Raw genomic sequence first — 15469 nt, forward strand, 5'->3', positions numbered from 1 at the left:
ACATGGCAGACCCGCAAGTTCACCTTGATCACCTCGATCAGTTGATCGCCGATCTTGGTCGCGCCCTCGCAGACAAAGACTGGGAAGCGATGGGCCGCCTCAACGAGCAGGTGAAGCCAGCAGTCGAGCCTGTGATGGTTGCCCTGGAATCGGGAAAAGTGGAGGCGGAGCCAGTGAGACTCCGCTTGCAGGAGTTGCAGCAGTTTATTGACGCAGCAGATGATTCCGCCCGCATTGCCCGCCAGGAAGCGGAAGAGGGCCTCAAGGGGGTAAACCGGAATCGGAGCGCGGCAAAGGCCTATCAGAACGTCTTGTCGAATCGACCAAAATAGCGTCATAAAATTGACTCTGCCGTCCTTACAGTCTTAAATACCGCACAAATCCCTCAAGAGATTCGGTTGAATGTCTAAAAATAACAAAGTGCTGGTGCTGAGCGAGGATGATTCAAGATTGCGGGACATAGTCACCATTCTTGAGTTCATTGGTGAGGAGCAGGTCCTCGCCGGCGATGAAGCCAGGGCACTTTTGAACAGCGGCGACGAGGAAAGCCTTTCAGATATCGCGGTCGCGGTGGTGAACGGCGAGGATGACGGCGTCACCGAGGCCATTGGGACTGTTTGCAATGCAGTTCAGGGCGTTCCGTTTCTGGTTGTTGGACACCCCGAACTCAAGGGCCTGTCCGATGAGGCCGGCGCCCGCATTATTGCTCGCATAGAATGGCCACTGAATTACACCAAGTTTGTTGACTCGCTCTACCGTGCCCAGATCTACCGGGATCAGTTTAGCCGCTCCCGCGAGCGTGGCCAGCAGCGCGGACTTCAGCTCTTTCGCAGCCTTGTGGGAACCAGTCGGAAGGTCCATCAGGTACGCCAATTGATGGAACAGGTTGCCGATAAGGACGTAAGCGTTCTGATCACTGGTGAATCCGGTACCGGCAAGGAAGTCGTTGCCCGCAACCTGCATTACCACTCTTCCCGACGGGAGAAACCGTTTGTGCCGGTTAATTGTGGCGCCATTCCGGCGGAACTGCTGGAAAGCGAACTGTTCGGCCATGAAAAAGGTGCCTTTACCGGTGCTATCACGGCTCGGGTAGGGCGCTTCGAGCTGGCCGAGGGTGGAACCCTGTTTCTTGATGAGATCGGCGACATGCCGCTCAACATGCAGGTGAAGATTCTCCGGGTTCTTCAGGAACGCACCTTCGAGCGGGTGGGCAGCAATCGCACACAGTCGGCGGATGTGCGGGTAATCGCCGCTACCCACAAGCATCTGGAAGACATGATAGAGTCTGGCGACTTTCGGGAAGATCTGTATTACCGCCTGAATGTGTTCCCGATCGAGATGCCGGCGTTGCGTGATCGGGTGGAAGACATTCCCCTGCTGATCAACGAGCTCATTTCCCGGATGGAAAAAGAGAAGCGCGGCTCGCTGCGGATGAACTCGGCGGCGATCATGAGTCTGTGTCGCCATGACTGGCCCGGCAACGTGCGTGAATTGGCCAATCTGGTCGAACGCCTGTCGATCATGCATCCCTACAGCGTGATTGGCGTACAGGAGTTGCCCAAAAAATTCCGCTACGTTGATGACTATGATGAGAATCGTCCGGTTGAGGACACCGGGATGCCTTCCGGTATTCCAGGGCTGGTGGGTCTGGATGCCCCGGCGTTGTTGCCGGTGAACGGTATTGACCTGAAGGATTACCTCTCCAACCTTGAGAAACAGCTTATCCAGCAGGCACTCGACGAAGCCGGCGGCGTGGTGGCCCGGGCTGCCGAGAAGCTACGGATCCGTCGTACTACCCTGGTAGAGAAAGTTCGCAAGTACGGGCTGCGGGAAGAGGAATCCGAGGAATCCTGAACTCGATAGTCCGGTTTCCTGAACGAATGAAACGGCGTCAAAGGTTCGTAACCTGAGGCGCCGTTTCCGTTTCTGACCGCCGTAAATTTGTCATCCCTCTCTTTCTGAATTCGCTTTCCAACTGAAATATAACGAAAAAAACAAGTTGGCACGGTGCTGGCTTAAGAACCTGCAAACGAAGTATCCGAACTATTGGGTCCGAACCAACGGGCCGATCGGGGAGTCAGGTTATGAGTCAGGCACAATTTGTTCTTCAGTCCGACGCGGGCAGCGCGAAAGCCAATGCGGCGGCGGATGTAAACGACAAGGTTACGGCCCTGTTTCCGGAGCAGGACGATGAGGCAGTGGATTCCGCCCTGGAACTGTTCAACCGGATGTCGCGACAGATTACCGATTCCTACCGAACCCTTGAATCGCGGGTCAACCAACTTTCCGGTGAGCTGAACCAGGAATCGCTTCAGCGTCAGCAGGAGCTGGAAGAAAAAGAACAGCTGGCGGACCGCCTGTCTACCTTGCTGAATGCCCTGCCTGCCGGCGTCGTGGTTCTGGATAGCCAGGGCGTGGTGACGCAGACCAACCCCGCTGCCATTTCACTTCTGGGCGAACCCTTGGACGGCGCGCGCTGGGTTGATGTCATCCATCGCTGTTTCGCGCCCAGGCGGGACGATGGTCACGAAGTATCTCTGAAAGATGGCCGCAGGGTCAGTATTGAGATCCGGACCATGGAAAACCAGCCCGGCCAGTTGATCCTGCTCACCGACCTCACCGAAACCCGGCATCTCCAGGCGCAGCTGGCGCATGCCCAGCGTCTGTCTGCCATGGGCAAGATGGTCGCGTCCCTTGCGCATCAGATTCGCACGCCCCTGTCCGCGGCCATTCTCTATGGTGGGCATCTGAGCCAGGAAGACCTTGATGAAGAAATGCGTCAGCGCTGTGCTTCGCGTTTGATGTCTCGCCTGACTCATCTGGAGCAGCAGGTGCGCGATATGCTGATCTTCGCCCGGGGCGAAACCCGGCTGGCAGAGGAGCTGTCTGCCGGCAAGCTGGTTTCGGCACTGGCTTCGGCGGTCGAAGGTCTGAAGTTGGCTCCCGGCGCACAAGTCAGACTCCAGAACGAAATTTCCAGCGACTGCCGGTTGATGTGTAACCGGGATGCGCTCGTTGGCGCCTGCACCAATCTGGTGAATAACAGCCTTGAGGCCGGCGCTACTCATGTTGCCGTCCGGGTAGACGAAGAAGCCGGTGAATTGGTCATCCGCGTTCTGGACAATGGGCCCGGCTTTGCGTCTTCGGCCGCGGCCCGGTTAACAGAAGCTTTTTACACGACCAAGTCCCATGGTACGGGGCTCGGCCTTGCGGTGGTGCAAGCCGTCATCAAGGCGCATCAGGGACGGTTTTCCATCGAATCGCCAGAGCAAGGCGGTGCGGTAGCTACCCTGCGTCTACCGCAATTACGAAACAGAGACTGACCGGAGGTAATCATGGCAAAGGCCCAGATTCTGATTGTTGAGGACGACCATGACCTGCGAGAAGCGCTGGTAACCACCCTTGAACTTGCGAAATTCCGGGTACGGGAAGCCTCCAATGCCAGCGAGGCACTTGAGCGACTGGCAGAGTCTCCGGTGGATATGGTGGTCAGCGATGTCAACATGCCGGGGCTGTCCGGGCACCAACTGCTGGCTGAAGTGCAGCGGCTGTATCCGGGGCTGCCGATGATGCTGATCACGGCCTATGGCCAGATCAGCGATGCAGTGTCTGCTATGCAGGCTGGGGCCATTGATTACCTTGTGAAGCCCTTCGAGCCAAGGTTTCTGGTGGATGCTGTCAGCAAGGTTGTCGGGGGCGGGCGCGAAAAAGCCAGCGATGAGCCGGTGGCAGAAGATCCTATCAGCAAGCGGATGTTCCAGCTGGCGACCAAAGTGGCCGGCAGCGACTCCACAGTTATGATTTCCGGAGAGAGCGGAACCGGCAAGGAAGTCCTTGCCCGATTTATTCACCAGCAATCTCCCCGGGCGGATCAGGCGTTTGTGGCCATCAACTGTGCGGCGATTCCCGAAAACATGCTGGAAGCTATTCTGTTTGGTCATGAGAAAGGAGCCTTTACCGGTGCCGTTGCCTCTTCGCCAGGCAAATTCGAGCAGGCCAACGGCGGTACCATTCTTCTGGATGAGATTTCGGAGATGGATCTGGGGCTTCAGTCCAAGCTGTTACGGGTTCTGCAGGAGCGAGAAGTTGAGCGGGTTGGCGGGCGCAAGACCATCAGCCTGGATGTCCGGGTGGTGGCGACCACTAATCGGGATCTGGCGGATTACGTTCGCGAAGGCAAATTCCGCGAAGACCTATACTACCGGCTGACGGTGTTTCCGATGCACTGGCAGCCGCTTCGGGAGCGCCCACTGGATATCATGCCACTGGCTACTTCGCTGCTTAAAAAGCATTGCCGAAAAATGAAGCTGACCGGGATTACCTTTGCCCGGGACGCAAAAAGTGCGCTTATGAATCATCAATGGCCGGGTAATGTGCGGGAGCTGGACAATGCCATCCAGCGAGCGCTGGTGCTGCACCAGGGAAATGTCATTCACTCTGGCGATCTGTGTCTGGAACTGGGCATCACCGGCCGGCCGGACCTTCGCAGCGCGGCGCCGGTTTCGCAACCCGAGACCGTTGCCAACACAGCAGCGGGCGAGCCGGATATTTCAGACTCTGGCTTTTCCCCCCTGGACGTACCTTCTCAGTTGCACAGTGACGAGCCGGAGGGCGCGGTTTCGCTGGGAGATGATCTGAGGCAGCAGGAATTCCGTATCATTATTCAGACACTCCGGAAAGAGCGTGGACGTCGCAATCGGGCCGCAGAGCAGTTGGGGATCAGTCCCCGGACACTCAGGTACAAGCTGGCCCAGATGCGTGATGCCGGAATCGATCTGGACGCCGAAATGGCCTTGGTCTGACCCACTGCAAGACGAACTCCTTCATTGGCACCCCTTGGGGTGCCGTTTTTTTATCTCTCGTTTCCAGTGCCCGGGCGCGCACTCCGCCTCTTGTCAAAAGTCCGTCAGGGATTTTTACTGGATCAGACTTTAAGTTCATAACTCACTGATATTAAGCGCTATAATCTACTTGGCCTGTCAATTGCTTTATTGGGACTAACAGCAGCCCAAGAGCAATTCCGTCCCTGGGAGGGCGGAGCCAGGAGAAAGTTATGGTTCAGCGTGCCGACATCAACAGTGTTTTGTCCGATATCCGGTCCCTGCGTTCCCAGATGATGCAGAACCAGCGGGTCGAGCAGGATCAATCGGTTCGTGGCCGTATAGACGGCCCCCGGCAGGTTCAGGAAACCCAGGAAACGCCCAGCTTCAATGACATGCTGAGCAATGCCGTGAACAACGTGAACGACCTCCAGAAAACCGCGGGGGATCTGCGAACCGCATACGATATGGGCGATCCGAACGTGGACATCACCCGCGTGATGATTGCCGCCCAGAAATCCTCTGTCTCCTTCGAAGCGCTGACCCAGGTACGTAACCGGGTGGTTCGGGCCTACGAAGACATTATGAACATGCCGATCTGATAACGGAGCAGAGTCATGGCCAGCGTACCTGCAGAAACCAACGCCTCCAACATGCCGGCGGCCCGCGAGGGCGACTCGCCAGAGAGTCGCAGCGACCTGTTCATGGGGTTTAACCGGCTCAACCTGCTGCGCCAGATTGGTTTGATGGTGGGGCTTGCCGCCAGTGTGGCGCTGGGCCTGGCAGTCGTACTCTGGGCCCAGGAGCCGAACTACCAGCCGGTGGTCGGCGATCTGTCTTCCTACAATCCGCAGGACGTCACCAGCATCCTCGACAGCAGCGGTATCGAATACAAGATGGATCCTCGCACCGGCGCGTTGCTGGTGCCCTCCGATCAGGTCTACGACGCCCGCCTGAAACTGGCTGCAGAGGGGGTCACGGATCGTAAAACCATGGGTTACGAGTTGCTGGACCAGGAGCGCGGTCTTGGTACCTCCCAGTTCATGGAAACCATTTCTTACCGCCGCGGACTTGAGGGTGAGCTGGCGCGCACCGTTGCCAGCATGCGAGGTGTCCGCAATGCCCGCGTGCACCTGGCAATCCCGGAACGCTCCGTGTTTGTACGTGATGCCCGTGACCCGTCTGCCTCGGTCTTTCTAGAGGTCTTTGCTGGTCGCCGACCCGAGCAGGAACAGATTAACGCCATTGTGAACCTGGTTGCCGGCAGCGTTCCCATGATGAGCAAGGAACACGTCACCGTTGTCGACCAGAACGGTAATCTGCTGACCGGCAAGGAGAGTCAGAGCAATGCTGACCAGATGGCGGACCAGTATGAATACACCGCCAAAGTTGAGGAGCGCCTGACACGTCGCGTGGCCTCTCTGATCGGACCTATCGTGGGTGATGGACGCTATCGTGCCGAAGTCTCAGCCGATCTGGATTTCTCCTCGGTGGAGCAGGCAGAGGAATTGTTTAACCCGGAACAACAGGCGGTGCGCAGCGAGCGTGAGCTTACAGAGCAGCGTGGCGCCGGTGCCCAGGGCGGTATTCCCGGCGCACTGGCGAACCAGCCTCCGGCCGATGCAACGGTGCCCGAGCAGGCTGCCGGTGGCGATGGCGAAGAGGCCGCCCCCGCGCCTGTGAATGTGCGCCGCGAGTCCACGCGAAACTACGAAATGGATCGCACGGTCAGCTACAGGCGCCAGGAGCTCGGAAGAGTCAAACGGGTGACGGTGGCTCTGGCGGTGGATGATATGAAAGTGGTGGATCCCCAGACGGGTGAGGTCAGCTACGAGCCTTGGCCGGAGCAGGAGCTCCAACGTCTCAGCATGTTGGTGCGGGACGCGGTGGGATACTCTGCCGCCAGGGGTGACAGTGTTACGGTAATGAACACCGCATTTGCGCCGGAAGAAACCGTTGAGTTTGAGGCCCCGGCTTTCTGGGAACAGCCGTGGTTCTGGGACCTGATGAAGCAGGTACTGGCAGGCCTGGTTATTCTGGTGCTGGTGCTCGGGCTGCTGCGCCCAACGCTCAAGAGCCTGTCTGGCGGTGGTCAGCGGGAGCGCGGTCTGGATTCCGGTTCCGGAAGTGGCGGCGGATATGGTGGCCTTGACGATATCGAGGGCGGAGAGGACCTGCGCAAGGCCATGTCATCTCAGGATGATCTGCTTTTGCCGGGTGCCACAGACGGTTATGATAGGCAGCTGAACGCGTTGAAAGGTCTGATTGCCGAAGACCCTGCGCGGGTCGCACAGGTAATGCGCCAGTGGGTGAATGTCGATGACTGAGCAAGCCAATCAACAGGGTGGCAATGAGCCCCAGAAGCCGCAGCGTAAAATTCCGCGTGTGGAGCAGGCTGCGATTCTGCTGATGTCACTGGGCGAGGCGGACGCGGCTGAAATTCTTAAGCACATGGGTCCCAAGGAGGTTCAGCGTGTGGGCGTGGCCATGGCCCAGATGAAGGACGTCAGCAAGGACGAAGTCACCTATGTGCTGAATCAGTTTGTTGATGCCGTGGGTGGCCAGACCGGTCTGGGTGTGGGTAATGATGAGTACATTCGGACGATGCTGACCCAGGCCCTCGGCGACGATAAGGCATCCAGTCTGATCGATCGCATCCTGATTGGCGGCAATACCACCGGCCTTGATACCCTCAAATGGATGGAACCCAGGGCTGTCGGCGACATCATTCGCTACGAGCACCCGCAGATCCAGGCCATTGTTATTTCTTATCTGGACCCGGATCAGGCCGCAGAAATTCTTGGCACCCTGGATGAAAAAGTTCGCCTTGACGTCATGATGCGGGTGGCGTCACTGGAGAGCATCCAGCCCCAGGCCTTGCAGGAGCTCAATGATATTCTGGAGAAACAGTTTTCCGGCGGTGCTGCCTCCCAGACCAGCCGCATTGGCGGTGTCAAACGGGCAGCGGATATCATGAACTTCATGGATCGGAGCATAGAGGGCAATCTGATGGATTCCATCAAGGATATGGATCCGGATCTTGCCAGCACGATTGAGGATCTGATGTTCGTGTTCGATAACCTCAAGGAGGTGGACGATCGCGGTATCCAGGCGCTGTTGCGGGAAGTTTCCTCGGAAGTTCTGGTGGTGGCCCTGAAGGGTGCCGACGAGGACGTTCAGAACAAGATCTTCAAGAACATGTCCAAGCGTGCGGCTGAATTGCTGCAGGATGATCTTGAGGCCAAGGGGCCGGTCAAGGTCAGCGAGGTTGAATCGGCCCAGAAAGACATTATCACCATCGCACGCCGTATGGCCGAGGCTGGCGAAATCTCCCTCGGCGGTGCCGGCGAAGAAATGATGTAATGAAAGATTCCACCCGAGACGTCAACCGGATTCCCAAGGAGCAGCTGACCGCCTACGAGCGCTGGGAGCTGCCCTTACTGGACGCCCGCGGCAACGAAGTGGCCCGGGAAGAAGAGCGCGAGGTCAAACCCCTGACGGCAGCCGACATTGACGAGATCCGTCAGGCGGCCCGTGAAGACGGTTTTAAAGAAGGACGTGATCAGGGTTACGAGGACGGCCTTAAAGCCGGGAAGGAAGACGGGCACCGGGAGGGGCTGGAAACAGGCCTGACAGAGGGCAGGGAGAAGGGGAAAACCCAGGGCTACGACGACACCCGCAAGGAAATCGACACAAAACTGGACCGTCTCGAACACTTGCTGGGTGAACTGCTGCTACCGATCCGGCGCCACGAGGACGAGCTTGAAACCTCGTTGGTCAACCTGACCACGGTGCTTGCACGGGCAGTAGTCTACCGCGAACTCACCATCGATTCGTCCCAGATTCGCCATGTGGTTCGACGCGCTATGGAGGCTTTACCCTCGACGGCCGAGAACATCCGCATCCACATTCATCCCGAAGACTGTGAGATGGTTCGCGAGGTCACCGCCCGGCTGGAAGCGACTGCTTCCGTCATCGAAGACAACAGTATCCTGCCCGGTGGCTGCAAGGTGGAAACCCGCCACAGTCTGGTGGATTTCACGGTCGAGAAACGCTTCCAGCGGGCTGTGCAGAGCATGCTGGATCAGCAGATGAACGACAGTGAGGGCGGAGAAACCGAGGAGCTGGATTCCATTATGGAGGATCTGACCGGTTTCCATCGTGATGTGCTGGATGTCCAGGAGTCCGAGGAATCCGCAGACGACCCGAAGCCGACGCAAAATGAAGGTGACGGTGATGACCTCGAGCCTCGCTGATCGCCTTAATCGCTTTCAGGGTTTCCTGGGCAACGAACCTGAACCTGAACTCTCCGGACGATTGACCCGCATGGTGGGCCTGACCCTGGAATGTGTGGGTTGTCCCATGGTCGTCGGTGATCGCTGCGTAATCTTTGGTCAGAACGCCGGCAACGTTGAAGCGGAGGTGGTGGGCTTCGAGGACGACAAGGTTTACCTGATGCCGCTCACTGCGATTGAGGGGCTCAAACCCGGTGCCAGGGTCGTGCCCCTGTCTGCCGCCAGCCGCGTTCCGGTGGGCCCCCAGTTGCTCGGCCGGGTGGTGGATGGCAGTGGTGAGCCCCTCGACGGAAAAGGGCCCCTGCAGGCCGAAGCCCGTGTTGCTCTTACCGGCGATATTATCAACCCCCTGAATCGTGCACCGGTGCGACAGTCCATGGACGTTGGTATCCGGGCGATCAACGCGCTGATGACCGTCGGCCAGGGCCAGCGTCTTGGCCTGTTTGCCGGCAGTGGCGTGGGCAAGAGTATGCTGCTGGGCATGATGACCCGCTTCACCGATGCCGACATAACAGTGGTGGGCCTTATTGGTGAACGGGGGCGTGAGGTAAAAGAGTTTATCGAAGACATACTGGGTGAGGAGGGTCTTTCCCGCTCGGTGGTGGTGGCCGCGCCGGCCGACGACTCGCCCTTGATGCGGCTGCGCGCCGCCATGCTGACCACCCGTATTGCCGAGTATTATCGGGACCAGGGCAAACGGGTGCTTCTGTTGATGGATTCCCTGACCCGTTATGCCCAGGCCCAGCGGGAGATTGCCCTAGCTGTTGGTGAGCCGCCGGCGACCAAAGGCTACCCGCCCTCGGTGTTCGCCAAACTGCCCCAGTTGGTGGAGCGTACTGGCAACGGCCGCCCCGGGGGAGGCTCGATCACCGCCTTCTACACCGTCCTTACCGAAGGTGACGACCAGCAGGATCCGATCGCCGATGCCGCCCGGGCGATTCTGGATGGCCATATCGTTCTGTCTCGCCGTCTCGCGGAAGAGGGCCACTACCCGGCCATTGATGTGGAAGCTTCCATCAGCCGGGTGATGCCCCAGGTCACCGAGACGGAGCACTTTTCCAGGGCCCAGCGGTTCAAGCAGGTGTATTCGCGGTACCAGCAGGCCCGGGATCTGATTTCCGTGGGCGCCTACGTAAAGGGCTCCGACCCCGAGACTGATTTCGCGATCACTCACATTGGTAATATGCGCCAGTTTTTGCAGCAGGGGCTTAATGAGAGCGCACCGCTAAAAGAAAGCGTGGAGCAGTTGTTGGCGGTGGTTCCGGAGCGACGTTCACCTGATCGGCGCAAGTCGGCGGTGCCGAATCCGGCTGCTGGCGGCGGAGGTGATGCCTGATGCTTCGATCCCGGCGGCTGGAAGTGGTTCTCTCTCTTGAGCAGCGCAAGGAGCAGGAAGCCCTGGAGCGAATGGGTGAGGCCCGAAAACTGGCTGAAGAGCAGCGTGAACAGGTGCAGAACCTGAATCGCTATCAGCAGGAATACCGGGACCAGATCCGCAACAGCCAGCAAGGCGTGGTACAGGTGTCTCGGCTCCAGGCCTGGCAGGCCTTTATCGGGCAGCTGGATCAGGTGATCCGGCAGCAGCAGAAACAACTGGAGCAGGCCGAAAAGGTCTTCGAGGCGCGTAAGCAGGAATGGCAGCAGGCCTGGGAGCGTCGGCGCGGCATGGAAAAGTACATCGAAACCTGCCGGCAACAGGAGCAGAAAGAACAGGATCTCCGAGAACAGAAACTCTCGGACGAAGCTGCCGGGCGGGCCTTTAACGTCCGTCGACGCTGAATCTTGCTCCACATCAAGCAAATACGGATGCAAAATCAGACCACTCAGCTATCCTTACCCGAAGAAGGGCTGGTGGAGAACGCCGGTTGAATGCTGCTCTTGATCCCTTGGGAGGTTTTTGGAATGCCGATTCAGACGCGCCGCGATGATGACGGTCAGACCCTTGTTATCAGGATTCAGGGGCGTTTTGATTTCAGCACCCATCAGGCCTTCCGTGATGCCTACGAGCACGGTGATCCGGACATCCGGAATTACCTTGTGGATCTGTCTGAAACTACCTATCTGGACAGCTCGGCCCTGGGCATGTTGTTGTTGCTCAGGGATTACGCAGGGGGCGACAGCGCCCGTATTGTGATAGAAAACTGCAATAACGATGTCCGGCGCATTCTTTCCATCTCCAATTTCGAGCAACTGTTCAACATCCGCTGATATTCGCGGACTGCCGGAGTAGTCATGGATGATTCCGTTGCAGAATATAACAGCCCCCTCAGAATACTCATCGCTGACGATTCTGACAGCGACCGCCTTATCCTCAAAACACTCCTGAAACGCCTGGGACACGAAGTCCTGGATGTCGCCAATGGACTTGATGCGGTCTCGGTATTCCAGAGGGAAGCCCCGGATCTGGTGCTGCTTGATGCACTGATGCCGGTAATGGATGGCATGGAGGCCGCCCGTCAGATCAAGTTTCTGGCCGGCGAGCGTCTGGTCCCTCTGATCTTCCTGACCTCCCTGTCTGAAGCGGGCGCTCTGGCCCGTTGCCTGGAGGCTGGTGGTGACGACTTTCTGGGCAAACCCTATAACCGAATAATTATCGAAGCGAAGATCAAGGCGTTCAACCGCATGCGGCTGATGCACCAGGCTCTGTCCGATCAGCGAGACTTGATTCGGGAGCGGAATCGCCAATTGACCGAAGAGCAGGAAATCGCAAAGCGGGTATTCGATAACGTGGCACACTCCGGTTGCCTGGACGCCGCCAACATTCGGTATCACGCCTCGCCGCAGTCCATTTTCAATGGTGATGTACTGTTTGCCTCGCCCCGACCGGCGGGCGGGATGCTGATCTTCGTGGGGGATTTCACCGGCCACGGACTGCCGGCCGCCATTGGTGCCATGCCGGTCGCCGAGATCTTCTACGGAATGGCGAACAAGGGCTTTAACGGCCAGGACGTGTTGCGGGAGATCAACCAGAAACTCAAACGGATTCTGCCCACAGGCATGTTCTGCTGCGGCGCCATGATCGAGGCGGATTTCAAACTCAATCAGGTGCAAATCTGGAACGGTGGTCTTCCGGATGGCTGGCTGATCCGGCCCTCGGGGGAGCGCCTGGCATTGCCATCGCGGCACTTGCCGCTCGGTATCCTCCCGCCTGACCAGTTCAATGCCGAATTCGAGAGGGTTGGCGCTGCCCCGGGTGATCGGGTGTTGATGATGACCGACGGCTTTCTGGAATCTTCCGACAGTGCTGGCAACGTCTTCGGCGAGCAGGGCGTGACAGCAACGCTTGATCGGTTGGATGTCAGTGACCACCCATTCGATGCCATGATGTCCGCGGTTCACCGGTTTACCGGGCACTTTGAAGGTGGCGACGATCTGACGCTGTGCTCCCTTGAAATGGTGTACGAGGCCGGTCTCGCCACCCTGCCGGACCACGCAGTGCCCTCTGCCCTTGCTGGGCCGGCGGAATGGCGTTGCACCTACGAAATCCGGGAACGTACCCTTGGAGAGTTCAGTCCCTTGCCTCTGCTGCTTCACATCTGCATGGAAGTGCCGGGGCTTCGCCGGAAGAGTGGCGAAATCTACACCTTGCTGGCGGAACTCTACAACAACGCACTTGAACACGGTGTGCTGGAACTGCCGTCGGAATGGAAGCACTCCCCGGAGGGCTTTGGCCGTTATTATGCCGAGCGCAATCGGCGCCTGGCCAACGTGGAGGGGCATTACATCCGGTTTACACTGCATCATTCCTTGAAACCGGATGGAGGTCGGCTTCGTGTTGTTTGTGAGGACAGTGGTCGGGGGTTTGATTTCCACAACCACCCCAGTGTGGCCGCTGGCATTTCCCCGACGACCAGCGGGCGTTATGCAGGTCGGGGCCTGCTGCTCTTGAAACGTCTGGCTGAGACCATCAGGTTTCATGAACAGGGCAACCATGTTGAAATTGCCTATGATTGGCAGTTCGCCCGAACAGCGGAGAATCGAGATGACCGATAAACCACACCTTGACGAGGAGGCACTGGCTGAGCTTCGAGACGTCATGGAAGATGAATTCGAAGTGCTGATACAGACCTATCTTGCAGATTCCCGGGAAAGGATCCGTGGGCTGCGGGAAGCGCTGAAGGCAGAGGACAGCGACGCATTTGCCAAGACAGCCCACAGCTTCAAGGGCAGTTGCATCAATATCGGTGCCCCAAGGCTTGGCCAAATCTGCCTGAAGGCCGAGATGGCCGGAAAAGAGTCCCGTTTGGAAGATGCGCCGGGTTTGCTGGATGACATCGACCGGGAATTCGAGCAGGTGATTGAGCGCCTGGACGGATTGCTGGTTCGATAATTTTCGCCAACCCAGGTCTTTCTCCAGACAGAGCTGCCGTTCTCTGGCATCACAATTGCTTTGTCTTTCGCATAGAGTTGATAACTGCCCAAGCACCGGCCGAGTCCGGCAAGGCTAGGGCGACAATGCGAAAAAAGCGGCAAGAGGTTGCCATGGCCCAGATGGTTCTTCCCCAAACCCCCGCGCCCGGGACGCAGAAAGATCCCGGCCCGTCCAAGTCCGGAACCAGCCGGGATCCGGCTGACAGGAAAAACGATTTTGAATCTGTCTCCCAGGCGGAGCAAAAGCGGCTCGATCGCCAGAAGGCGGACCGGAACGCCGAGGCCAGATCTGCCGATGAATCCCGGGCTGCCCGGGACACTTCTTCAGATTCGAAAACGGAAGCAAACGCGAACGCAGATCCAAAGGGTGGCGATAAAGCTGACGCTTCCACGGATGCTGAACCACGGGAAGCGGGCGAGGCCGCTGTTGCTGGCGAAGGCAAATCAGAACCGACGGCGCTTCCGCTCACCTTTGTCGAGTTGCAGTCCTGGTTTAATTCAAAAGCCGGAGGTCCCGGTGAGGCCGTCATCTCAGCTACAGTGCCGGGCGCCGGCGCCAACGCTGCGACCGGTGGTTCGGGCCAAACCAATCCCGTTGCCGGGTTGTTCAGTGGCCTTCTCTCAGGGGCCCCGGGCCAGAAAGCTCAGTCCCTGTCCGGCGGTGTCTCCGGCGATGCCACACTGACAGATGCCATGAAAGCCTCAGTGCTCACCGACACGGGCCGCAATGCGGATTCCGGCTCGTTGATCAATTCTGGCCGCTTTCAGTCGGCCATGGACCTGGTGTCCCAGCAAGCGGCCAATAATGCCAATGGGGCAGCGAAACTGACGGCCGAGAATGCTGCTCCGTTGCGGGGTTATGCAACGTCCATTGATGTGCCGGTTGGCCATGCAGAGTGGGGTGACAAACTGGTGGGCAAGCTCAGCTGGCTGACCGCGCGCAACATGTCGGTTGCAGAAATCCACCTGACGCCGCCGGATATGGGGCCCATGGAGGTTAAGGTTCGGGTGCAGAATGAGCAGGCGAACATTACTGTCCATTCCGCGAATCCGGTGGTCCGGGATCAGCTGGAACTGCACTCCCACCGGCTTCGGGATATGCTCGGTGAGCAGGGGCTGTCCCTGGCTGGTTTCGATGTGTCTGATTCGCCCCGGCAGCAGACCGGCGAGCAGGGAGCCGGAGACCACGATGGCTCCGGTGCGGATTCGACGTCGCTCGTCGCAGGCGATCAGGACGATGAAAGTGCCAGCTCTGGCAGCCTTGATCTGAGTTGGAAAGGCGAAGTAGACATCTTCGCCTGACACCCTTCGTTATTCTCCTCCAATCTCTTTTGCCCATCCTTCCCGGCAACGCTAAACTGCTGTTCTGAACGGGAAGGTTGGGTGTTCTGGCCCGCCCTTTGCATCCAATCCTGAAAGGTCACGGAAAATTGCTCCCTGTGACGGATTTCTGGCAAAGCGAACATTATGGCTGAAAATAACGAATCTGAAGCGGCTCCTGCCAAGAAGGGGAAACTGAAGCTGATCATCATGCTGGTCGTGGTGGTCATTCTGGCAATCGTGCTTTCTGTGGTGGGTACCCTGTGGTTCCTCGGCGATGGCTTGCCGGGGATGGGTGACGAAGAGGGTGACGCGGAGGCTGTTGCAGAGGAAACCTTCATTCCCAGTAGCTATTACCAGATCAATAAAGCCATCGTTACCACGGTTCAGGCGGAAGGCCGCCAGCGCTATGCGCAGGCCCATCTGGCCCTGGAGGCAACAGATTTGCAGGCACTTGAAGGGGCCAAGCTGCATATGCCTCTGATTCGAAGCCAGTTGGTAACGGTCCTTGGGAGTAGCGATTTCAATAAACTGCAGACGCCCGAGGGGCGGAGCGGCCTGGCCGACCGGATGCTGACGACGGTCAATCAGGTGCTGGAGCAGGAAGGTGAGCCCGCCATTAAACGGGTGTTATTCAGAAATTTTGTCGTGCAATAGCGCACG

15 protein-coding genes are annotated in these 15469 nt (G+C 58.3%); all 15 read left to right on the top strand.

Translation table 11 applies throughout. From position 1 onward, the window contains the following. Positions 1–2 precede the first annotated feature (2 nt). The 15 genes from FMN52_RS16345 to FMN52_RS16415 all read left to right on the top strand — a co-directional run bounded on the left by FMN52_RS16345 (position 3) and on the right by FMN52_RS16415 (position 15463). Positions 3–332, top strand: a complete 330-nt coding sequence (locus tag FMN52_RS16345; RefSeq protein WP_148609615.1) for an SOS cell division inhibitor — start codon at positions 3–5, stop codon at positions 330–332. 70 nt (positions 333–402) lie between these two features. Next, entirely contained in the window at positions 403–1854 is a 1452-nt protein-coding gene (locus tag FMN52_RS16350; RefSeq protein WP_148609616.1) for a sigma-54 dependent transcriptional regulator, read from the top strand. Between the two features lie 230 nt (positions 1855–2084). Beyond that, positions 2085–3323 (top strand): ATP-binding protein, encoded by a 1239-nt coding sequence (locus tag FMN52_RS16355; RefSeq protein WP_148609617.1) that lies wholly within the window; start codon positions 2085–2087, stop codon positions 3321–3323. Between the two features lie 12 nt (positions 3324–3335). Further along, the gene (locus FMN52_RS16360) at positions 3336–4802 is read left to right on the top strand and encodes a sigma-54 dependent transcriptional regulator (protein WP_148609618.1); all 1467 of its coding nucleotides are present in this window, start codon (positions 3336–3338) and stop codon (positions 4800–4802) included. A gap of 251 nt (positions 4803–5053) precedes the next feature. Next, complete coding sequence (fliE, locus tag FMN52_RS16365) at positions 5054–5422, top strand: flagellar hook-basal body complex protein FliE (protein ID WP_008173058.1); 369 nt, start codon at positions 5054–5056, stop codon at positions 5420–5422. 15 nt (positions 5423–5437) lie between these two features. Next, positions 5438–7147 carry a flagellar basal-body MS-ring/collar protein FliF gene (gene fliF, locus FMN52_RS16370; protein ID WP_148609619.1) on the top strand — a complete coding sequence of 570 codons (1710 nt, stop codon included), beginning with the start codon at positions 5438–5440 and terminating at the stop codon, positions 7145–7147. Then, the gene (gene fliG / locus FMN52_RS16375) at positions 7140–8183 is read left to right on the top strand and encodes a flagellar motor switch protein FliG (protein WP_148609620.1); all 1044 of its coding nucleotides are present in this window, start codon (positions 7140–7142) and stop codon (positions 8181–8183) included. Before fliF ends, fliG begins: the two co-directional genes overlap by 8 nt. Continuing rightward, the gene (locus tag FMN52_RS16380) at positions 8183–9076 is read left to right on the top strand and encodes a flagellar assembly protein FliH (protein ID WP_148609621.1); all 894 of its coding nucleotides are present in this window, start codon (positions 8183–8185) and stop codon (positions 9074–9076) included. Before fliG ends, FMN52_RS16380 begins: the two co-directional genes overlap by 1 nt. After that, positions 9057–10451 carry a flagellar protein export ATPase FliI gene (gene fliI, locus FMN52_RS16385; protein ID WP_148609622.1) on the top strand — a complete coding sequence of 465 codons (1395 nt, stop codon included), beginning with the start codon at positions 9057–9059 and terminating at the stop codon, positions 10449–10451. The genes FMN52_RS16380 and fliI overlap by 20 nt, the downstream gene beginning before the upstream one ends. Then, a complete protein-coding gene (gene fliJ, locus FMN52_RS16390) occupies positions 10451–10894 on the top strand; it encodes a flagellar export protein FliJ (RefSeq protein WP_148609623.1) in 444 nt (147 codons plus the stop codon). The genes fliI and fliJ overlap by 1 nt, the downstream gene beginning before the upstream one ends. Before the next feature lie 123 nt (positions 10895–11017). Then, a complete protein-coding gene (locus FMN52_RS16395) occupies positions 11018–11323 on the top strand; it encodes an STAS domain-containing protein (protein ID WP_148609624.1) in 306 nt (101 codons plus the stop codon). 24 nt (positions 11324–11347) lie between these two features. After that, on the top strand, positions 11348–13108 hold the full coding sequence (locus FMN52_RS16400) for a fused response regulator/phosphatase (RefSeq protein ID WP_148609625.1): 1761 nt from the start codon (positions 11348–11350) through the stop codon (positions 13106–13108). After that, positions 13098–13445, top strand: a complete 348-nt coding sequence (locus tag FMN52_RS16405; protein ID WP_148609626.1) for an Hpt domain-containing protein — start codon at positions 13098–13100, stop codon at positions 13443–13445. The genes FMN52_RS16400 and FMN52_RS16405 overlap by 11 nt, the downstream gene beginning before the upstream one ends. Positions 13446–13597: 152 nt before the next feature. Next, positions 13598–14788 carry a flagellar hook-length control protein FliK gene (locus FMN52_RS16410; protein ID WP_148609627.1) on the top strand — a complete coding sequence of 397 codons (1191 nt, stop codon included), beginning with the start codon at positions 13598–13600 and terminating at the stop codon, positions 14786–14788. 165 nt (positions 14789–14953) lie between these two features. Beyond that, positions 14954–15463: a flagellar basal body-associated FliL family protein gene (locus tag FMN52_RS16415; RefSeq protein ID WP_148609628.1), complete on the top strand. Its 510-nt coding sequence runs from the start codon at positions 14954–14956 to the stop codon at positions 15461–15463. Positions 15464–15469: the final 6 nt, after the last annotated feature.

The organism is Marinobacter sp. BW6, assembly GCF_008107725.1.
GTDB lineage: Bacteria > Pseudomonadota > Gammaproteobacteria > Pseudomonadales > Oleiphilaceae > Marinobacter.

What these genes read in the sequence shown, in the direction of transcription:
- fliF (WP_148609619.1), top strand. Translation starts at nt 5,438, where the DNA reads ATGGCCAGCGTACCTGCAGAAACCAACGCCTCCAACATGCCGGCGGCC.
- FMN52_RS16395 (WP_148609624.1), top strand. Translation starts at nt 11,018, where the DNA reads ATGCCGATTCAGACGCGCCGCGATGATGACGGTCAGACCCTTGTTATC.
- FMN52_RS16415 (WP_148609628.1), top strand. Translation starts at nt 14,954, where the DNA reads ATGGCTGAAAATAACGAATCTGAAGCGGCTCCTGCCAAGAAGGGGAAA.
- FMN52_RS16400 (WP_148609625.1), top strand. Translation starts at nt 11,348, where the DNA reads ATGGATGATTCCGTTGCAGAATATAACAGCCCCCTCAGAATACTCATC.
- fliI (WP_148609622.1), top strand. Translation starts at nt 9,057, where the DNA reads ATGACCTCGAGCCTCGCTGATCGCCTTAATCGCTTTCAGGGTTTCCTG.
- FMN52_RS16345 (WP_148609615.1), top strand. Translation starts at nt 3, where the DNA reads ATGGCAGACCCGCAAGTTCACCTTGATCACCTCGATCAGTTGATCGCC.
- FMN52_RS16405 (WP_148609626.1), top strand. Translation starts at nt 13,098, where the DNA reads ATGACCGATAAACCACACCTTGACGAGGAGGCACTGGCTGAGCTTCGA.
- fliJ (WP_148609623.1), top strand. Translation starts at nt 10,451, where the DNA reads ATGCTTCGATCCCGGCGGCTGGAAGTGGTTCTCTCTCTTGAGCAGCGC.
- FMN52_RS16380 (WP_148609621.1), top strand. Translation starts at nt 8,183, where the DNA reads ATGAAAGATTCCACCCGAGACGTCAACCGGATTCCCAAGGAGCAGCTG.
- fliE (WP_008173058.1), top strand. Translation starts at nt 5,054, where the DNA reads ATGGTTCAGCGTGCCGACATCAACAGTGTTTTGTCCGATATCCGGTCC.
- fliG (WP_148609620.1), top strand. Translation starts at nt 7,140, where the DNA reads ATGACTGAGCAAGCCAATCAACAGGGTGGCAATGAGCCCCAGAAGCCG.
- FMN52_RS16360 (WP_148609618.1), top strand. Translation starts at nt 3,336, where the DNA reads ATGGCAAAGGCCCAGATTCTGATTGTTGAGGACGACCATGACCTGCGA.
- FMN52_RS16410 (WP_148609627.1), top strand. Translation starts at nt 13,598, where the DNA reads ATGGCCCAGATGGTTCTTCCCCAAACCCCCGCGCCCGGGACGCAGAAA.
- FMN52_RS16355 (WP_148609617.1), top strand. Translation starts at nt 2,085, where the DNA reads ATGAGTCAGGCACAATTTGTTCTTCAGTCCGACGCGGGCAGCGCGAAA.
- FMN52_RS16350 (WP_148609616.1), top strand. Translation starts at nt 403, where the DNA reads ATGTCTAAAAATAACAAAGTGCTGGTGCTGAGCGAGGATGATTCAAGA.